This window comes from Roseateles sp. (assembly GCF_965262435.1).
GTDB lineage: Bacteria > Pseudomonadota > Gammaproteobacteria > Burkholderiales > Burkholderiaceae_C > Paucibacter_A.
Map to the genome: position 1 here is coordinate 3044214 of NZ_OZ253537.1, position 14707 is coordinate 3058920.

A 14707-nucleotide genomic window follows, 5' to 3' on the forward strand; every position below is an offset into this window, starting at 1 on the left:
GCGCTACGCTGCCTGTATATTTTCAGCTTCGCGCGGCCAGCTGGCTCCGGCCCCTCAGCTTCAACGTTATCCCGCATGGCTAAGCTGATTCTCCGCCTAGCATTTGGTCTAGTCGTCGCCACAGCATTTTTGGCCGCCGCTGGGTCGATGGCGCTCTACTGGCTTGGACTCGGCGCAATTGATACCCTGCCAATTCCGCCATCTGCGGTCGCGACTACAGAGCAGCAAGCCCTATCCTGGCAACGTGTGCGAGGTGTAGGAACGCCAAAGGTCCCGAGGCTCAATCCCTACTCGTATCTCTTGTCTACGGTCCGGGGTGCACCGCAAGATCCAGGAGTGCTTGCCGCGTGGCAAGTTGCTTCGGGCCATCTCCTGGTTCATCGACGTACGTCGGGCATGTTCTGGTGGCACCTTTCAGGTGCTGCGCTCACAATCTGGATAACCCGTAATTGGTCAGTCCAGCAGATACTGAGCCAATCAAGCGAACACGGGGTGCGCGGTGCGGGATAACCAGTCGCTCAACCGGACCCGCAACGGTATGCCGCCTACGGGCCTCATTTCATTCTGGCCCTCCGGCAGCATGCCGTCGCGGGCCAGTTAGCTTCAACGCTATGCAGCAGGCTAAGCAAATCTCGAAGATCCGTTTTCGGTTGCGCGTTCGCTGCGATCACGCTGGGCAATGGGCTGAGGCTTTCTCGTGTTCGGGCTGGGCGCAAGCAGCCCCAGCTTTCGGTCGCCGTGATCTTGCCGGGTCAAGCCAAGCTGGCCTTTCGCTTTCCTCAGTTCTCCGCCTGCCGCATGGTACGGATGCAGCCTGTCGCCTCAGCCGACTGCAGCGTGGGTACAGCTTCGGTATGCTCTCGGCCACTTTCACCGCAGTGCCTCCGAAGGTGGCTCTGCATAGCCGGTCGTTGCAGCGGACCGCCTGCGGCGTCCGCTGACCTTTACGCTATGCAGCAGGCTAAGCAAATCTCGAAGATCCGTTTTCGGTTGCGCGTTCGCTGCGATCACGCTGGGCAATGGGCTGAGGCTTTCTCGTGTTCGGGCTGGGCGCAAGCAGCCCCAGCTTTCGGTCGCCGTGATCTTGCCGGGTCAAGCCAAGCTGGCCTTTCGCTTTCCTCAGTTCTCCGCCTGCCGCATGGTACGGATGCAGCCTGTCGCCTCAGCCGACTGCAGCGTGGGTACAGCTTCGGTATGCTCTCGGCCACTTTCACCGCAGTGCCTCCGAAGGTGGCTCTGCATAGCCGGTCGTTGCAGCGGACCGCCTGCGGCGTCCGCTGACCTTTACGTTATGCAGCAAGCTAAGAAGCGCTTGAAGGCCCGTTGTCGGTCTGGCGACCGCCACGAATGCGCTGCGCGTTGCGCCGTGATTTTCTCGGAGGCAGGGGCTTCCCGCATATTGCCAGCCTCCGGCCGCCGTGATCTCGCCGGTCTTGGCCAGGCTGCTCGTACTCTCTTCTTGGTTCGCTGGCGGCCCGCAGAAGAACAACGCGCTTGCCGCCTCAGCCGTGCGCCTCATGGGTACAGCTTCGGTATGCTGTCGGCCACCTCCACCGCAGTGCCTTCGAAATGGCTCTGCATAACTGGTCGCTCGAGCCGATCGCCTGCGGCTCCGGCTCAGCTTCAACGTTAGGCCTTTCATTCAACTCCCATGAAACTGCTGCTCAAACTTGCCGACGAGACGCTGGGATTCGCGGAGACCGCGGAAGCGCTTACTGATCCACCGATGGGATGTGGTGACGTTGCGTTTCAGCCATTGGATGCGTACTCGACGGTCGAGAGTCTCTTTAGAAGTCGAAGCGTTTGTATCGGTGGACTCGGCGACCAAGGCACAGAATCCCTGGAAACTATTGATCGCAAGTTGTCCGAATTTAACTTGGTCCTCGTCGCAGAAACTGGCGAGCCACTGGACATCATGGGATTCTCCATTCAGGACTTCAGACCTGAGTTTCCTGAAGAGGGATTGCACCTTGAATTTGTCGGAATGCACCAGGAGCAGTTTGGGCGGCTCTTTCCCGGGCACTATGCAAAATACGAGGCTGCTTGTGCATCCAAGGCCTAACCGGTCGCTCAACCTGACCCGCAACGGCAAGCCGCCTTCGGGCCTCATTTCATTCTGGCCCTGCGGTGTCCTGCCGTCGCGGGCCGGTTAGCTTCAACGTTAGACCGCAATGAGGAAGTCCTGTGCTTGATCCCAACGTCGTACTCGCCGGAGCCCGAACTACGGTCAGTTTTCAACCTGCGTCGATGGTACGGGAGTTGATGGCTTATGGTGAATTTGAAGCAGCCGAGCAAATCATGCAGCTCGACTCTCAGGCTATTGCGGCTATCGGCGTTCTCGCTTCTCAGCACTATTCGACTCCATCTAGCCCAATGCTCGACACGGCAATCTGCATGGGTGTCGTCGAGTTCTTGGAGGAGAAGTCACGTCCTCTTAAGCGTAGGCGACGCAGCTACAGGGAATGGGAGAGGATGAATGCGGTCTAACCTGTCGCTCGAGTGGACCTTCACCAGCTGGCCGCGCTACGCTGCCTGTATATTTTCAGCTCCGCGCGGCCAGCTGGCTCCGGCCCCTCAGCTTCAACGTTAGGCCTCACAAATGAGACCTTCGCGCTCTTCAACCGCTGCGCTCTTGTTCGCAGCATTCGCCCTAAAGACTATGGCAGCAGACCTCTCAACACCGGAAACTGCACTTCGCTCCCTGGAAGCAGCCTATTCGCAAAAGAACATAGAGGCTGCTGTTGCGGCGAGAGACTTCAAGTTCGAAGCGAGAGAACTTCTAGTGAATTTGAAAGGTATCAAAGATCCTGAACAGAACCTCGTTGATGAGACGTCGCACGTGCTCGAATTGAGTTTCAGAAAGCAGATGCGGGATTCTGGATTTCCGAACTTTAGCTATCTTAGTTGCGTAGTCGTCGCAAAGAAGGTGCTGAGAGAGGACCTCGTGGAACTCATAGAAGAGTGTGTGTTCCCGGACGGCGGAAAGTCGCGGGATACCGTGCATGCGGCCAAATCTCCAGCGGGCTGGCGCATAGTGATTCTCCCCCAGTGAGGCCTAACCCTGCGCTCGAGTGGACCTTCGCCAGCTGGCCGCGCTACGCTGCCTGTATATTTTCAGCTCCGCGCGGCCAGCTGGCTCCGGCCCCTCAGCTTCAACGTTATGCATGAGGAACGACAAGGAAGGATGGGCGATGGATTTGAGTAACGCGAACGGATCGAGAACGTTGAGGTACTGTTTGTCCGTTCTTATCTTCGTTGCGATAGTCTCGACAGTAATTTTTGGCGAGTACCTCCCGAAATGGGTGTTCGTTCTGATTGTTCTTGCAGGAATATTCGGTGGGTGGGCGAGCTTCTTCTTGGCCCTTGGTGAGATCAAGGAACGCAAGCGGCTTGCAGCCACGAAGACGGAAACCACAGCCGGCGACGAGAGCGCTGAGCTGGGGCGAGATCATGCATAACCAGTCGCTCGAGTGGACCTCTGCCAGCTGGCCGCGCTATGCTGTCTTTCCATTTTCAGCTCCGCGCGGCCAGCTGGCTCCGGCCCCTCAGCTTCAACGTTATGCCTCGCCATGAATCTCCGGCAGTCTGAGTATTCCGAGAACCGGCTTTCTGCACATTGGCTGGACAAAGCGCGCGCCAAGAACGCATACGATTACGCACTTCAGTTCAGTGCCAAGACCCATTACGGCCTGAGCAGTACGACCGTCAGTCAGATCGAGCATCTCGACATTGAGAGCTACTCCGTGGCGGACGCATGGCTGAAGGACCGGATTTCGGCCGAATGGACCGTTCAAATTGTCTACGGTGACAACGACGTTTGCGTGCTTCCAGCCAACGAGTTCCTGGCGAAGTGGCAAGACATCTTCGTACCTGCCAGGGATGACGCTGTTGTGCTGCACAACCTGAGCCCCGATGTGCTCTTCTACTGCCACGAGGAGGAACTAGAGTATGGCCAGCGCAAGGCATAACCCTACGCTCGATCCGACTCGCAACGGCTGGTCACTACAGGCCCGCCATTTCATTCTGGGCCTTCCGTACCCAGCCGCCGCTCGCGGCTCAGCTTGAACGTTAGGCCTCAAGAATGAAGATCGCATTGACGCATCGATTGATTCATGGCGTTGGTATAGCCGGGATGTTGGCTCTGCTGCAGAGCTGCGCATTCGTGTCGCATGCGGTCGACCCGGAAGTCGTCGCGTGTATTGACGAAAAGGGCAAGGTGCATCTGATGGTCCAGAACGTCGAAACAGTGAGAGGAAGCCTCCACACTCCGTTCGACTATGGGAACAAGTCTGTGCACCGGATTGCATATGAGGTGGTTGTTCCGTTGGCTAACGGTCAATGGACCGAGGTAGATATCGAAGTTTTTGCTGCCAAGTTTCGGCAGGAGAAGAAGCGAGGAACTGTGACCATCTCGAAGAACGACTTGGCATTCGATCTTTACGTTGCGGCTCGCGATTTACCGAACTACTCGCTGGTGCCGATTCAGGGCGTGGCATCAGGTCGTGGAGAGGCCTACCTTCGGTCAGCGCCGCTGTGCGCTGCTGGCACGTGAGGCCTAACAGGTCGCTCGAGTGGACCTACGCCAGCTGGCCGCGCTACGCTGCCTGTATATTTTCAGCTCCGCGCGGCCAACTGGCTCCGGCCCCTCAGCTTCAACGTTAGGCATCTGCAAATGAAGCGAATCGGTTTACCGATGGCGGTAGCTGCGTTGGCCGGGGTCACTTGTGTTTATGCCTTCCCGCCTAGTTGGCTCGCGCCAGTCTCGGCCGCAGCGGCCGTGATCGGCATAGTCTTTTGCATCATTGTGCGTGTTGGCACAAAGACTGAACCGAATGCCAATCCGGCAGTAGGGCTCTTGCTTTCAGTGGCAAACCTGCCTGAGCAGCCGCTTGCGGAAGCCAAGCCTTGTTGGGCGTTAACCGGCTTCCTAGCGTCAGCGTCATTTCTTGTGGCGCTCGGCTTAGCAGTAATGGCGCGAGCATATGCCTAACCTGTCGCTCGAGTGGACCTCCGCCAGCTGGCCGCGCTATGCTGCCAGCTTATTTTCAGCTCCGCGCGGCCAGCTGGCTCTGGCCCCTCAGCTTCAACGTTAACCCGCACAATAATGAGCGCTGCCTTTCCGCTTCGGGGCTTGCCTCCATTCATCTTCGGGATGCGCCGAGATGAGGTGCTTTCTGCGGCGGGCGAACCGGACGCTATTGAAGCGATTGAGTCTGAGTTCACTGGCGCCGCAGAACGGTGGATCTATCTAGACCGCGGCATACAAATATCGTTCGGCGAAGAGGAACAATGGCGGTTGGAGGCAATCGACGTTGAGGATCTCAGCGTGACTATTGAAGGTGTTCGGCTTCTGGGAGTAGAGGCCATCAAGCTTGCTCAGCATGCTGCGCACATGGGCATTCCAGATGTACACGTGACCGACGACCACGGAGAGTTCGGCAAGTGCTACGAAAGCACCAGAGCTGGCTTGCTCTTTTGGGCGGTAGATGGCGTCATCGTCAACTTCACCATGTTTCCGGAGTACGACGAAGGCGGGGAGGTCGTGCTTTGGCCTGGCACACAGTGAGTGGTATCCCTGGCATGAGGTTTCAAGCAGTGTGCACTGCGGAGCGGGTTAACCAGTCGCTGGAGTGGACCTACGCCAGCTGGCCGCGCTACGCTGCCTGTATATTTTCAGCTCCGCGCGGCCAGCTGGCTGCGGCCCCTCAGCTCGAACGTTAGCCATCAAATGAATCAGCCGCGCTGGCTCGTAGAGATTACGGGCGACAAGTTCCACCTCGAGGATCTTCCGGCGTACTTTCCAGACGGAGACATGTACGTCGTGTTGGAGGGCGAGCGGTACTACATTGTTGGCTCCGCGCTAGAGGTGACAGCCGACCACGCGGAAGTTCGCGCGCTAGCCCTGGCTCGGCTAGAAATCTTTGCAGCGGCGATGAAGCTTATCTTCGGCCACTACAAGACTCCTGCTCTTGCTGGAACTTACAGGGAGCATCCCGATGGAAGGCGTGATGCTTTTGCATCCGGCGTGGTCGCTGAACTGACAATCGTCTCGAAAATTCGGGCCAATCTGGACGGAGTTGCTGGTCCCACGCAGGCGCAAATGCTAGCGACAGCCTCAATGAAGAATAGGGCGCTCACAACCGCAATGATCCTGTGGGCAGACGAGGCCAGAACCTGGCCTCGTCTGTATCGCATACTTGATGAGGTTGAAGAGGGCCTCGGGAATACGGTGAGCAACCTTGACCTTTGTTCGGACAATCAGCGAGAGCGCTTCATGCGCTCGGCAAATAGCCCGTCTGTTGCTGGGCTTGACGCACGGCATTCCGCCGGTAACAAGATTCCGCCGGCAAAGCCCATGACGCTCGTCGAGGCCACGAAGTTCATGCAAGGCGTAATGCTGAAAGCCCTTTCTTCGGCTAGCAGTCGGGGCGCTGATGGCTAACCAGTCGCTCGAGCCGACTCGCGTCGGCAAGCCGCCGCTCGCGGCTCAGCTTCAACGTTATGCCTCATGATCTTCGTCGTAGAAACTCAAGAGCGCGCAATTTACGTCTTCTCTGACGAGAACGAGGCCATTGCACACTGCGAAGGCTTGGACGTTGAAGCTGCGGTTTGGCTGTTCTGGGATGACGCAGGGCGTCCGCTTGAACCTCACTTCACCGTCCCAAATCAACGTGGATTCTTTGGTTCAAAGAATGGTGTCTACACCCTTGTGCCCTCATCGACAGACCACCATGCCGTCCTCGACGAAGCGTTAGAAGAGATACTCAATTTCGAGGGCAAGGCGCCGCTCAACTCCTTGGCTGGTGTGCGGGCGCACATCAACTCTAGTGCTCGTGCCGGAAATGATGCATAACCTTTCGCTGAACTGGACCTGCAACGGCATCCCGCCTTCGGGCCTCATTTCATTCTGGCCCTTCGGCGTCCTGCCGTCGCGGGCCAGTTAGCTCGAACGTTAGACCTCAGTCCATGCCAATCGATCTTCGCGAGTTTTGGGGAACCAATTACTACAACCATCCGCCGCTGACGGACGAAATGGTTGCTATCGCAGAGGCCAGGCTGGGTGTGACACTCCCGGTCCTTCTTGTTGACCTTCTTCGTATGCAGAACGGCGGGTACACAAAGGGCTTCGCACATCCAATGACCGAGCGAACGACTTGGTCTGACGATCATGTCCCGCTTGACGACCTTGCCGGGATAGTCATCGGAGCAGCGGCAGGGACACCCCAGAATCTACTGCACTCGGAAACCATGAGAGCTGAGTGGGGCATACCGCCGAAGCAGGTATTGCTATCTGGCGACGGGCACTACTGGCTAACGTTGGATTACCGATCAGGTCCTGCCCCTGTAGTTTCATGGATCGACGTTGAGTGCGGTGAAGATCTGCGGGTTGCAAGTTCGTTTGAAGAGTTTGTCAATGGGCTAGTGCCAGCGGAGAGCTATGAGGTCTAACCGGTCGCTCGAGTGGACCTCCGCCAGCTGGCCGCGCTACGCTGCCTGTATATTTTCAGCTCCGCGCGGCCAGCTGGCTGCGGCCCCTCAGCTCGAACGTTAGGTGTCACAGGACGAGTCACATGCCACTTCCACTAATCCCGATCATCTCAGCACTTGCCGCCGGCGGTACTCTGGTCCCACATGCAGCCGGCGGAATGATCGTGACCTCCGCGGCGGGGTATGTTGCAGGCACGTACCTGAGCACCATGACTATTACCGCACTTCTCGTGGGCGGTGCCACGGCTCTAGGGACCGGGGCTGCCGTTGTCTCTGGTGCTGCAGCTGCAGTAATTGGAAGTGCAGGAATCTTCGGAACAACGATTGGCGCCTCAGGCATCACAGGAATGCTCATGTCTGCCGGCCTAATCGCCTCCACCCCTGTTTGGGCCCCAGTGGGCGTCGCGGGAGCGGGGATCGGTGTCGGGTATGGAGCCTTTCGCTATTACAAGCTGCGCAAGAAACTGGTTGCTACGCCAGAGGGAGAGGAGGCGCAGTTTTCTGAAGGTGAAGCAAAAGTAGTTGAGTGGCTGCTTCGCAGAATTGCCAAGACCTCGAGTGGGCAATGACACCTAACCTTTCGCTCGAGTGGACCTCCGCCAGCTGGCCGCGCTGCGCTGCCTGTATATTTTCAGCTCCACGCGGCCAGCTGGCTGCGACCCCTCAGCTCGAACGTTCAACCGCAAGAGGCCATGCCGTAGGCAGCATCGCGCTATGAAACCACTAGTCATTCCCCCTGCCGCGCAGCGTGATGAGAATTCCGTGCAAATGCTTAGCGCATGGATTGCCGAGCGAGGGCTACATTGCACCTTGAACATCGGTTTTTTTGAAGCCGCAGGGCACACAGAGGCGAAAGCTTGGGGGATCCTTCTGGCCGATCTCGTAAGGCACATTGGCAATGCCGTCGCGGAAGAGCGCGGCACGCCAGCGAATGAAACGGTCACGGCTGTCTTCGCCGCGATTCATTCAGAGCTGGACATGCCTACATCGAACGCCGTTGGCGAATTTCATGTGGGTCACGCTTAATCCTGCATCGCCCTCGCCGCACGCCTTGCGGTTGAACCAGTCATTGGAGCGGACCGCCTTCGGCGTCCGCTCACTTTCACGTTGGACGTCAATACAGCCGCTGCAATGACGCTCAGCTCACCGATTCCATTGCCGTTCGTCCCCGAGTCTGTAGCTCGGGTCTTGGCCTGGGGCGCATCGCCTGATGCCGCGCCGTATTCGCACAAGCAGATCGCTGAATGGTGCGATGCGTTCTGGTGTTGCTACTTAGAAGTTGACGCGCCGGCGGAGATCGAGCGCCTGCTGCCGCTGCTCACGGACGTCGAAACTCAATGGGACTTGTACCTTGCGAACACCTATTCGTTGGATCAGCTTCGGACTCGTTCTTTCGAGAGCGAGCGGATGCCAACAGAGTGGTTTGAAGAGTGGCTCAAGGCGCTGGAGGCTCAGTCGTGACGTCCAACCAGTCATTGCAGCGGACGCCTTCGGCGCCCGCTGAACTCGCACGTTAGAGCGCAATGTCAGCAGATTAACAGCGAGCCATCATGCAAGCACCCGTAACGTCTGGCGCTGTCCTCTACGCGAAAGACCTCGGCTTGGTCAGCGAGTTCTACTCTGCAGTCGTTGGACTTAAAGTCACTGAATCAGAATCTGGTCACGTAGCCTTGGAGGCCAATGGCTTCCAGTTGGTGATCGTTGCTGTTCCGCAGCACATTGCTGCAACCATTGAAATTCAATCACCTCCGGTCCGTCGCGAAGGCACGCCCATCAAGCTGGTCTTCTTTGTCCGCAGCATTGAAGACGCAGCATCCAAAGTAGCCCAGCTGGGTGGTCAAATGAACCCCGCCGAGCGATCGTGGCAGTTTCAAGATAGCGCCGTCCTCGACGGTCATGATCCTGAAGGTAATGTGTTTCAGCTTCGGCAAGGTGCGCTCTAACAGGTCGCTCGAGTGGACCTCCGCCAGCTGGCCGCGCTACGCTGCTTGTACATTTTCAGCTACGCGCGGCCAGCTGGCTGCGGCCCCTCAGCTCGAACGTTATGCAGCAAGCTAAGAAGCGCTTGAAGGCCCGTTGTCGGTCTGGCGACCGCCACGAATGCGCTGCGCGTTGCGCCGTGATTTTCTCGGAGGCAGGGGCTTCCCGCATATTGCCAGCCTCCGGCCGCCGTGATCTCGCCGGTCTTGGCCAGGCTGCTCGTACTCTCTTCTTGGTTCGCTGGCGGCCCGCAGAAGAACAACGCGCTTGCCGCCTCAGCCGTGCGCCTCATGGGTACAGCTTCGGTATGCTGTCGGCCACCTCCACCGCAGTGCCTTCGAAATGGCTCTGCATAACTGGTCGCTCGAGCCGATCGCCTGCGGCTCCGGCTCAGCTTCAACGTTGAGCGTCAAGCATGCAGTCGCTTTCAGAACTACTTCCGCGCTGGACGGCAGAGGCCGCTGAACCACTGCCGCCGCCACCTGCGGCGTCGGTAAGACAAGCCTTCGCCAAACTTGGCTCCATTGCCACCAGAGACGTTCTTTCCCTATACGGCGCGCTTGGTGGCATGCGCATGATGGACAACGAGTACTGGCGCTTGTGGTCGTTGAACGAAATTGAAGGACAAACGCCTTCCGAATTCGGTGTGCTGTTCTCCGACTACTGCATCTCGTGCTGGGTGTACCGGCTCAAACCAGTGAATTTGGAGCACAGCGCGGTTTACGTTGATTACTTCGACGGCTGCGCTCCCAAGCTGGTAGCAGCGACGCTTAAGGAGTTCTTTGAACGCTACACAACTTCAGCTCGGGCGCTCCTGGATGAAGGCTCGATCAGGGCAGAAGATGCCGCTCAACCCGTTGCTGCAGCGGACGGCTTCGCCGCCCGCTGAGCGCGAACGTTAGCCGTCAGCCCAATTGTCGCCATCACATGAAAGCGCAAAGGATGAGTCTTCCATCACTGCTCTTCGCGGCAGCATTCGTTTTTGTGGGCGTCTTTTTGCTAGCGTCAGCGATCAGCGGCCTCTTGCACGCGACCAAAGCGTCTGCGTGGCCGACGGTGCCAGCAGTTCTACAGTCCGTTGATTTGAAGCAGGAGTCCGACTCGGACGGCACGGTGTACCAGGCCGCGGTCAGCTACAGCTACCGAGTGAGCGGATCTACGTACACCGGCTCAACGGTATCTTTCGGCTACATGGCCACCAGTGGCAAAGAAGCTCACCAAGAGATCTTTAAGAAGCTCAAGTCGGCCAAGATCGTCGAAGCCCGTTACAACCCCGGAGACCCAGGCGAATCGTGCCTTGCATACGGGATAAGTCGATCGCACCAGATTCACATGGCCTTCGCCGTGACGTGGGTGCTCTTCGCATTTGGCTTCTTTGCGACGACCTTCCTGTTTGGGCAAAGTGATTCTCGTCTGCTCAATCGTATCGTTGTAGTTGAGAAAGCCGGCTAACCATTCATTCGAGCCGACGCCTTTCGGCGCGGCTCAATTCAAACGTTAGACATCGAATACACCGATGACAGTTCTTCGATTTCCGCCTGACTTCCCTCCGACGGACCGTTGGGGCAAGCTCTTCATTGGGGTTCGCTGGCTGGGGCCCGATCTTTCATTTTTCAAGGAACTCAAGAATCTCCAAGCGCGTAGACCGCAAACGGCAATGGCGCAGTGGGGAGGCGGTGAGCGGCAGGTGCTTGCCGAGGCTATCGCTGAAGTGCTTGCTATTCAACTACAGTGGAAGTCAAAGGTATTCCTTCCAGACGACGCGGCCATGGCTGCATTTCACGGACCGAGTTTTGACTTCAGTGATCCTGTAGGCGCATTCGATGCCGTTGTTGAACTTGTAGGCCGCGACTTCGGCATTCAAGTGTCGGCAGCGTTCTGGCAGTCGCACGGCGACAGCTTGATGGGCGCGCTGGTTGATGCGCTGCTTCGGAGCCGCGATGTCTAACCGGTCGCTCGAATGGACCTCCGCCAGCTGGCCGCGCTACGCTGCCTGTATATTTTCAGCTCCGCGCAGCCAGCTGGCTCCGGCCACTCAGCTTCAACGTTATGCCGCATGAACCAAGCCCCCGCTACCTCATCGAAATTCCGACGCACCTGGCTAGCAATCGTCGTCGGAACAGTCGGGCTGATAGTCTTATTCTTGTCCTCGGTCGTGGCAGAGCCATATCTGATTGCACTAGCAAGTGATACCAAGATTGCTGAGCCGAGGTCAAGCGCTGGCGGCTGGGCAAACAGCAATACATGGCTGATTGCTACTCTCGCTTGTTGCATCGCCTTAGCGCTGATAGGTTGGATCGCAAATCGCCTTAGTCCAAGGCGGTCACGACTTGCCGTGCTTTCAGTGTTCGCAATGGTTGTCGGGTACATCGTCTTTGCGCAGTTCCCGGCCACGAGATCGCTGGCTCGCATAGGGTTTTGGGCCGTTGGGCTGCCAGCGAGTATGGCCATTGGCGCTTGGCTGGAATCTCGGTGTCAAAATGCGGCATAACCGGTCGTTCGAGCCGACTCGCAACGGCTGGTCACTCCAGGCCCCCATTTCATTCTGGGCCTTCCGTACCCAGCCGCCGCTCGCGGCTCAACTTCGACGTTAACCAGCATGCAAATTCGCCCGGTGCTTATCCACGTTGTGTTTGCCGCGCTCGTCGGAGCGGCGATTTCCGCCTTCACCCCAGCACGTTGGTTGGCTGCATCGCTATGGGTGTCCGCTGCAATGTTGTTGAATGGCGCTGCTGCCACCGTTGAAGATTCCCAGCCGGGCGCCCTAGACAACCCAGATGGATCTATTCCGCGGCCTGGTTTGGGCGTGCTCGCGGCCAAGCTCGTCGCTGTCGCGATTGGGCTGACGTGCCTCGGCTTCTGGGTCCAGTTCGCTTGGCACGCGTCGGCATGATGGTTAACCGGTCGCTCGAGCGGACCTCCGCTAGCTGGCCGCGCTATGCTGCCTTTGTATTCTCAGCTCCGCGCGGCCAGCTAGCTGCGGCCCCTCAGCTTCAACGTTAGGCCTCACAGCACCACTTTTTGCAGCACTCCCAGGGAAACTAGCGTCTTATGGTCCTCGATCAATGCCCGCACTGCGGCGTACGCCACGTACAAACGACTCATGTATTCGATCAACCGCTAAAGGCGGGGGATGGCGCCCGCTTCTGGTACGTCGAGCGATGTCAGAATCACCAGTGTCAGAAGCTCGTGCTGGTCTCCCTTCGCAACGGAGGCGGCGTGGATTACATCTACCCCTTTGCAAACTACGAACTTGACAGTACGGCGCCTGTACCTGATGCCGTACGGGAAGATTTCAGAGAGGCAGGCATCTGCTTAGGCGCATCGTGCCACAAGGCGAGCCTAGTCATGAGCCGCCGAGTCTTGCAACGTTGCCTGGCCGACCAAGGGTGTGCACAGAACAAACTTGTTGATGCCATCAACGCGGCGATTGCCGGTGGGATCCTGCGAAAAGCATTCCATCCGCTCGCGGAAGAGATTCGGCAGTACGGCAACCTCGGTGCCCACCCAGACGATGACAACCTTGCAGCAGCCAATCAAGAGACCGCGCTTCAGGTTCTAGAGTTTGCTCGTTTGCTCATTCATGAGTTCTACGAACTTCCGGCGTCTGCAGCCGCGCTGAGAACGCTACGCAAGAAGTGAGTCGAGTGAGGCCTAACCCCTCGTTCGAGGCGAGGCCCAACGGCAAACCACCAGGCCCGGCTCCTGGTGATGGTTATCATCCCTCCGCCGGGCCTGGCGCTTTACCGTCGGTCCCGCCTCAACTCGAACGTTATGCAGCAGGCTAAGCAAAGCTCGAAGTTTCTTTTCTGGATGCTCGCTCGGGGCAAGCTACCGGGTCAACTCGCCTCGCCGAAAGTTGCACCAGGCCGAGCGCCAGCGGTTTCAGGCTCCGGCCACCATGATCTTGCCTGTCTTAGCGAAGGCTACGTTTTGCCTTCCTCGGTTCGCGCCGAGCCGCATGGCAAAGAATCAGCCTGCCGCCTTAGCCAGCCGAGCGCCGAAAGAGTACAGCGTCGGGTTGCTATCGGCCACTGCCACGTTAGTGCCTTCGAGGCGGCTCTGCATAACCGGTCGCTCGAGTGGACCTCCGCCAGCTGGCCGCGCTATGCTGGCTCTGTATTTTCAGCTCCGCGCGGCCAGCTGGCTGCGGCCCCTCAGCTCGAACGCTATGCAGCAGGCTAAGAAAATCTCGAAGATCCGTTTTCGGTTCCGCGTTCGCGGCGGCCACGCGGTGCAACGGACCGAGGTTTTCTCGTGTTCGGGCTGGGCGCGAACGGCACCAGCTTTCGGTTGCGAGGATCTTGCCGGTTCAAGCCAAGCTGGCCGTACGCTTTCCTCGGTTCGCAGCCTGCCGCATGATGCGGATGCAGCCTGTCGCCTCAGCCGCCTGCGGCGTGGGTACCGCTTCGGTATGCTCTCGGCCACCTCCACCGCACTGCCTCCGAAGGTGGCTCTGCATAGCCGGTCGTTGCAGCGGACCGCCTGCGGCGTCCGCTGACCTTTACGTTATGCAGCAGGCTAAACAGAACTCCATCGCTCGCTTCAGGCAGGGCTTGTGCGGCGGGCATGCCGCGAAGGCGGCCTTGGCGCTTGCAGCGAAGTCTGGCGAGCACGTTGCGGCGCCAGGTCTTGCCAGCGCCCAGGTTTCGGGTTTGCGCCGCGCTGCGGTTGCGGCTAGTCCAGCAAGCCTGCTCGCCTCAGCCTTCGGCGGCCTTCAGCTTCGGCAGCGCTGCGCTGCCGCCGTCGCCGTGGCTTCGAAAAACGAGGCTCGGCATAACCGGTCGCTCCAGCGGACGGCTTCGCCGCCCGCTGAGCTTTCACGTTAGCCATCGCAAAGACATGCGCCTCATCATCCTTTCTCTTGCTCTTGCTTCAACGCTCTGCGCTGCGGAGCCAAGACCCGCGCCGGATCGTGGGTACGTGCCGCCCAGCGGAATGGTGCCGGATGCGGAGACAGCAATTGCGATCGCGGTGGCCATCTGGAAGCCGATCTACGGCGCCGAAGAAATTCAGGCGCAACGCCCGTTCAAAGCCAAGCTCACCAAGGGGGTCTGGCACGTAGAGGGCTCACTTCCGCCTGGCATTCCAGGAGGAGTGGCGGAGGCGAGAATCTCAAAGACGGACGGTAGAGTCCTCTACGTACTTCACGGCCAATGAGCACCACGATGGCTAACCGGTCGCTCGAGCGGACCTACGCCAGCTGGCCGCGCTACGCTGCCTGTATATTTTCAGCTCC

The 14707-nt window shown here is 58.6% G+C and carries 19 protein-coding genes; all 19 read left to right on the forward strand.

Going from position 1 to position 14707, the window contains the following annotated elements:
• Nucleotides 1-1651 precede the first annotated feature (1651 nt).
• The 19 genes from ACQY39_RS13140 (at nt 1652) to ACQY39_RS13230 (ending at nt 14628) form a co-directional block, all read left to right on the forward strand.
• Nucleotides 1652-2062 carry a hypothetical protein gene (locus ACQY39_RS13140; protein WP_428506885.1) on the forward strand — a complete coding sequence of 137 codons (411 nt, stop codon included), beginning with the start codon at nt 1652-1654 and terminating at the stop codon, nt 2060-2062.
• A gap of 570 nt (nt 2063-2632) precedes the next feature.
• Entirely contained in the window at nt 2633-3052 is a 420-nt protein-coding gene (locus tag ACQY39_RS13145) for a hypothetical protein (protein WP_428506887.1), read from the forward strand.
• Nucleotides 3053-3164: 112 nt separating this feature from the next.
• On the forward strand, nt 3165-3458 hold the full coding sequence (locus ACQY39_RS13150; RefSeq protein WP_428506879.1) for a hypothetical protein: 294 nt from the start codon (nt 3165-3167) through the stop codon (nt 3456-3458).
• A gap of 111 nt (nt 3459-3569) precedes the next feature.
• The gene (locus tag ACQY39_RS13155; protein WP_428506881.1) at nt 3570-3968 is read left to right on the forward strand and encodes a hypothetical protein; all 399 of its coding nucleotides are present in this window, start codon (nt 3570-3572) and stop codon (nt 3966-3968) included.
• A gap of 113 nt (nt 3969-4081) precedes the next feature.
• Nucleotides 4082-4552, forward strand: coding sequence for a hypothetical protein (locus tag ACQY39_RS13160; RefSeq protein WP_428506889.1), 471 nt, complete (start codon nt 4082-4084; stop codon nt 4550-4552).
• A gap of 552 nt (nt 4553-5104) precedes the next feature.
• On the forward strand, nt 5105-5566 hold the full coding sequence (locus ACQY39_RS13165; protein WP_428506891.1) for a hypothetical protein: 462 nt from the start codon (nt 5105-5107) through the stop codon (nt 5564-5566).
• Between the two features lie 162 nt (nt 5567-5728).
• A complete protein-coding gene (locus ACQY39_RS13170) occupies nt 5729-6442 on the forward strand; it encodes a hypothetical protein (RefSeq protein ID WP_428506892.1) in 714 nt (237 codons plus the stop codon).
• Between the two features lie 66 nt (nt 6443-6508).
• Nucleotides 6509-6853 (forward strand): hypothetical protein, encoded by a 345-nt coding sequence (locus ACQY39_RS13175; protein WP_428506894.1) that lies wholly within the window; start codon nt 6509-6511, stop codon nt 6851-6853.
• Nucleotides 6854-6966: 113 nt separating this feature from the next.
• Complete coding sequence (locus ACQY39_RS13180) at nt 6967-7449, forward strand: SMI1/KNR4 family protein (protein WP_428506896.1); 483 nt, start codon at nt 6967-6969, stop codon at nt 7447-7449.
• Nucleotides 7450-7646: 197 nt separating this feature from the next.
• Nucleotides 7647-8057, forward strand: coding sequence for a hypothetical protein (locus ACQY39_RS13185; protein ID WP_428506898.1), 411 nt, complete (start codon nt 7647-7649; stop codon nt 8055-8057).
• A 145-nt stretch (nt 8058-8202) separates the two neighbouring features.
• Entirely contained in the window at nt 8203-8514 is a 312-nt protein-coding gene (locus ACQY39_RS13190) for a DUF5076 domain-containing protein (RefSeq protein ID WP_263539125.1), read from the forward strand.
• Between the two features lie 105 nt (nt 8515-8619).
• Complete coding sequence (locus ACQY39_RS13195; protein WP_428506900.1) at nt 8620-8949, forward strand: hypothetical protein; 330 nt, start codon at nt 8620-8622, stop codon at nt 8947-8949.
• Between the two features lie 89 nt (nt 8950-9038).
• Complete coding sequence (locus ACQY39_RS13200) at nt 9039-9431, forward strand: VOC family protein (protein WP_428506902.1); 393 nt, start codon at nt 9039-9041, stop codon at nt 9429-9431.
• A gap of 452 nt (nt 9432-9883) precedes the next feature.
• Nucleotides 9884-10357 carry a hypothetical protein gene (locus ACQY39_RS13205; protein ID WP_428506904.1) on the forward strand — a complete coding sequence of 158 codons (474 nt, stop codon included), beginning with the start codon at nt 9884-9886 and terminating at the stop codon, nt 10355-10357.
• A 53-nt stretch (nt 10358-10410) separates the two neighbouring features.
• The gene (locus ACQY39_RS13210) at nt 10411-10920 is read left to right on the forward strand and encodes a DUF3592 domain-containing protein (protein ID WP_428506906.1); all 510 of its coding nucleotides are present in this window, start codon (nt 10411-10413) and stop codon (nt 10918-10920) included.
• Nucleotides 10921-10984: 64 nt separating this feature from the next.
• Nucleotides 10985-11416, forward strand: coding sequence for a hypothetical protein (locus tag ACQY39_RS13215; RefSeq protein WP_428506908.1), 432 nt, complete (start codon nt 10985-10987; stop codon nt 11414-11416).
• 651 nt (nt 11417-12067) lie between these two features.
• A complete protein-coding gene (locus ACQY39_RS13220; protein ID WP_428506910.1) occupies nt 12068-12361 on the forward strand; it encodes a hypothetical protein in 294 nt (97 codons plus the stop codon).
• Nucleotides 12362-12687: 326 nt separating this feature from the next.
• On the forward strand, nt 12688-13110 hold the full coding sequence (locus ACQY39_RS13225; RefSeq protein ID WP_428506912.1) for a DUF4145 domain-containing protein: 423 nt from the start codon (nt 12688-12690) through the stop codon (nt 13108-13110).
• A 1296-nt stretch (nt 13111-14406) separates the two neighbouring features.
• On the forward strand, nt 14407-14628 hold the full coding sequence (locus ACQY39_RS13230; RefSeq protein WP_428510807.1) for an NTF2 fold immunity protein: 222 nt from the start codon (nt 14407-14409) through the stop codon (nt 14626-14628).
• The last annotated feature ends 79 nt before the right edge of the window (nt 14629-14707 follow it).

Bases quoted from the DNA above. Each gene is read 5' to 3' on its own strand.
- ACQY39_RS13140 (WP_428506885.1), top strand. From the start codon at position 1,652: ATGAAACTGCTGCTCAAACTTGCCGACGAGACGCTGGGATTCGCGGAG.
- ACQY39_RS13150 (WP_428506879.1), top strand. From the start codon at position 3,165: ATGAGGAACGACAAGGAAGGATGGGCGATGGATTTGAGTAACGCGAAC.
- ACQY39_RS13155 (WP_428506881.1), top strand. From the start codon at position 3,570: ATGAATCTCCGGCAGTCTGAGTATTCCGAGAACCGGCTTTCTGCACAT.
- ACQY39_RS13160 (WP_428506889.1), top strand. From the start codon at position 4,082: ATGAAGATCGCATTGACGCATCGATTGATTCATGGCGTTGGTATAGCC.
- ACQY39_RS13165 (WP_428506891.1), top strand. From the start codon at position 5,105: ATGAGCGCTGCCTTTCCGCTTCGGGGCTTGCCTCCATTCATCTTCGGG.
- ACQY39_RS13170 (WP_428506892.1), top strand. From the start codon at position 5,729: ATGAATCAGCCGCGCTGGCTCGTAGAGATTACGGGCGACAAGTTCCAC.
- ACQY39_RS13175 (WP_428506894.1), top strand. From the start codon at position 6,509: ATGATCTTCGTCGTAGAAACTCAAGAGCGCGCAATTTACGTCTTCTCT.
- ACQY39_RS13180 (WP_428506896.1), top strand. From the start codon at position 6,967: ATGCCAATCGATCTTCGCGAGTTTTGGGGAACCAATTACTACAACCAT.
- ACQY39_RS13185 (WP_428506898.1), top strand. From the start codon at position 7,647: ATGATCGTGACCTCCGCGGCGGGGTATGTTGCAGGCACGTACCTGAGC.
- ACQY39_RS13190 (WP_263539125.1), top strand. From the start codon at position 8,203: ATGAAACCACTAGTCATTCCCCCTGCCGCGCAGCGTGATGAGAATTCC.
- ACQY39_RS13195 (WP_428506900.1), top strand. From the start codon at position 8,620: ATGACGCTCAGCTCACCGATTCCATTGCCGTTCGTCCCCGAGTCTGTA.
- ACQY39_RS13200 (WP_428506902.1), top strand. From the start codon at position 9,039: ATGCAAGCACCCGTAACGTCTGGCGCTGTCCTCTACGCGAAAGACCTC.
- ACQY39_RS13205 (WP_428506904.1), top strand. From the start codon at position 9,884: ATGCAGTCGCTTTCAGAACTACTTCCGCGCTGGACGGCAGAGGCCGCT.
- ACQY39_RS13210 (WP_428506906.1), top strand. From the start codon at position 10,411: ATGAGTCTTCCATCACTGCTCTTCGCGGCAGCATTCGTTTTTGTGGGC.
- ACQY39_RS13215 (WP_428506908.1), top strand. From the start codon at position 10,985: ATGACAGTTCTTCGATTTCCGCCTGACTTCCCTCCGACGGACCGTTGG.
- ACQY39_RS13220 (WP_428506910.1), top strand. From the start codon at position 12,068: ATGCAAATTCGCCCGGTGCTTATCCACGTTGTGTTTGCCGCGCTCGTC.
- ACQY39_RS13230 (WP_428510807.1), top strand. From the start codon at position 14,407: ATGGTGCCGGATGCGGAGACAGCAATTGCGATCGCGGTGGCCATCTGG.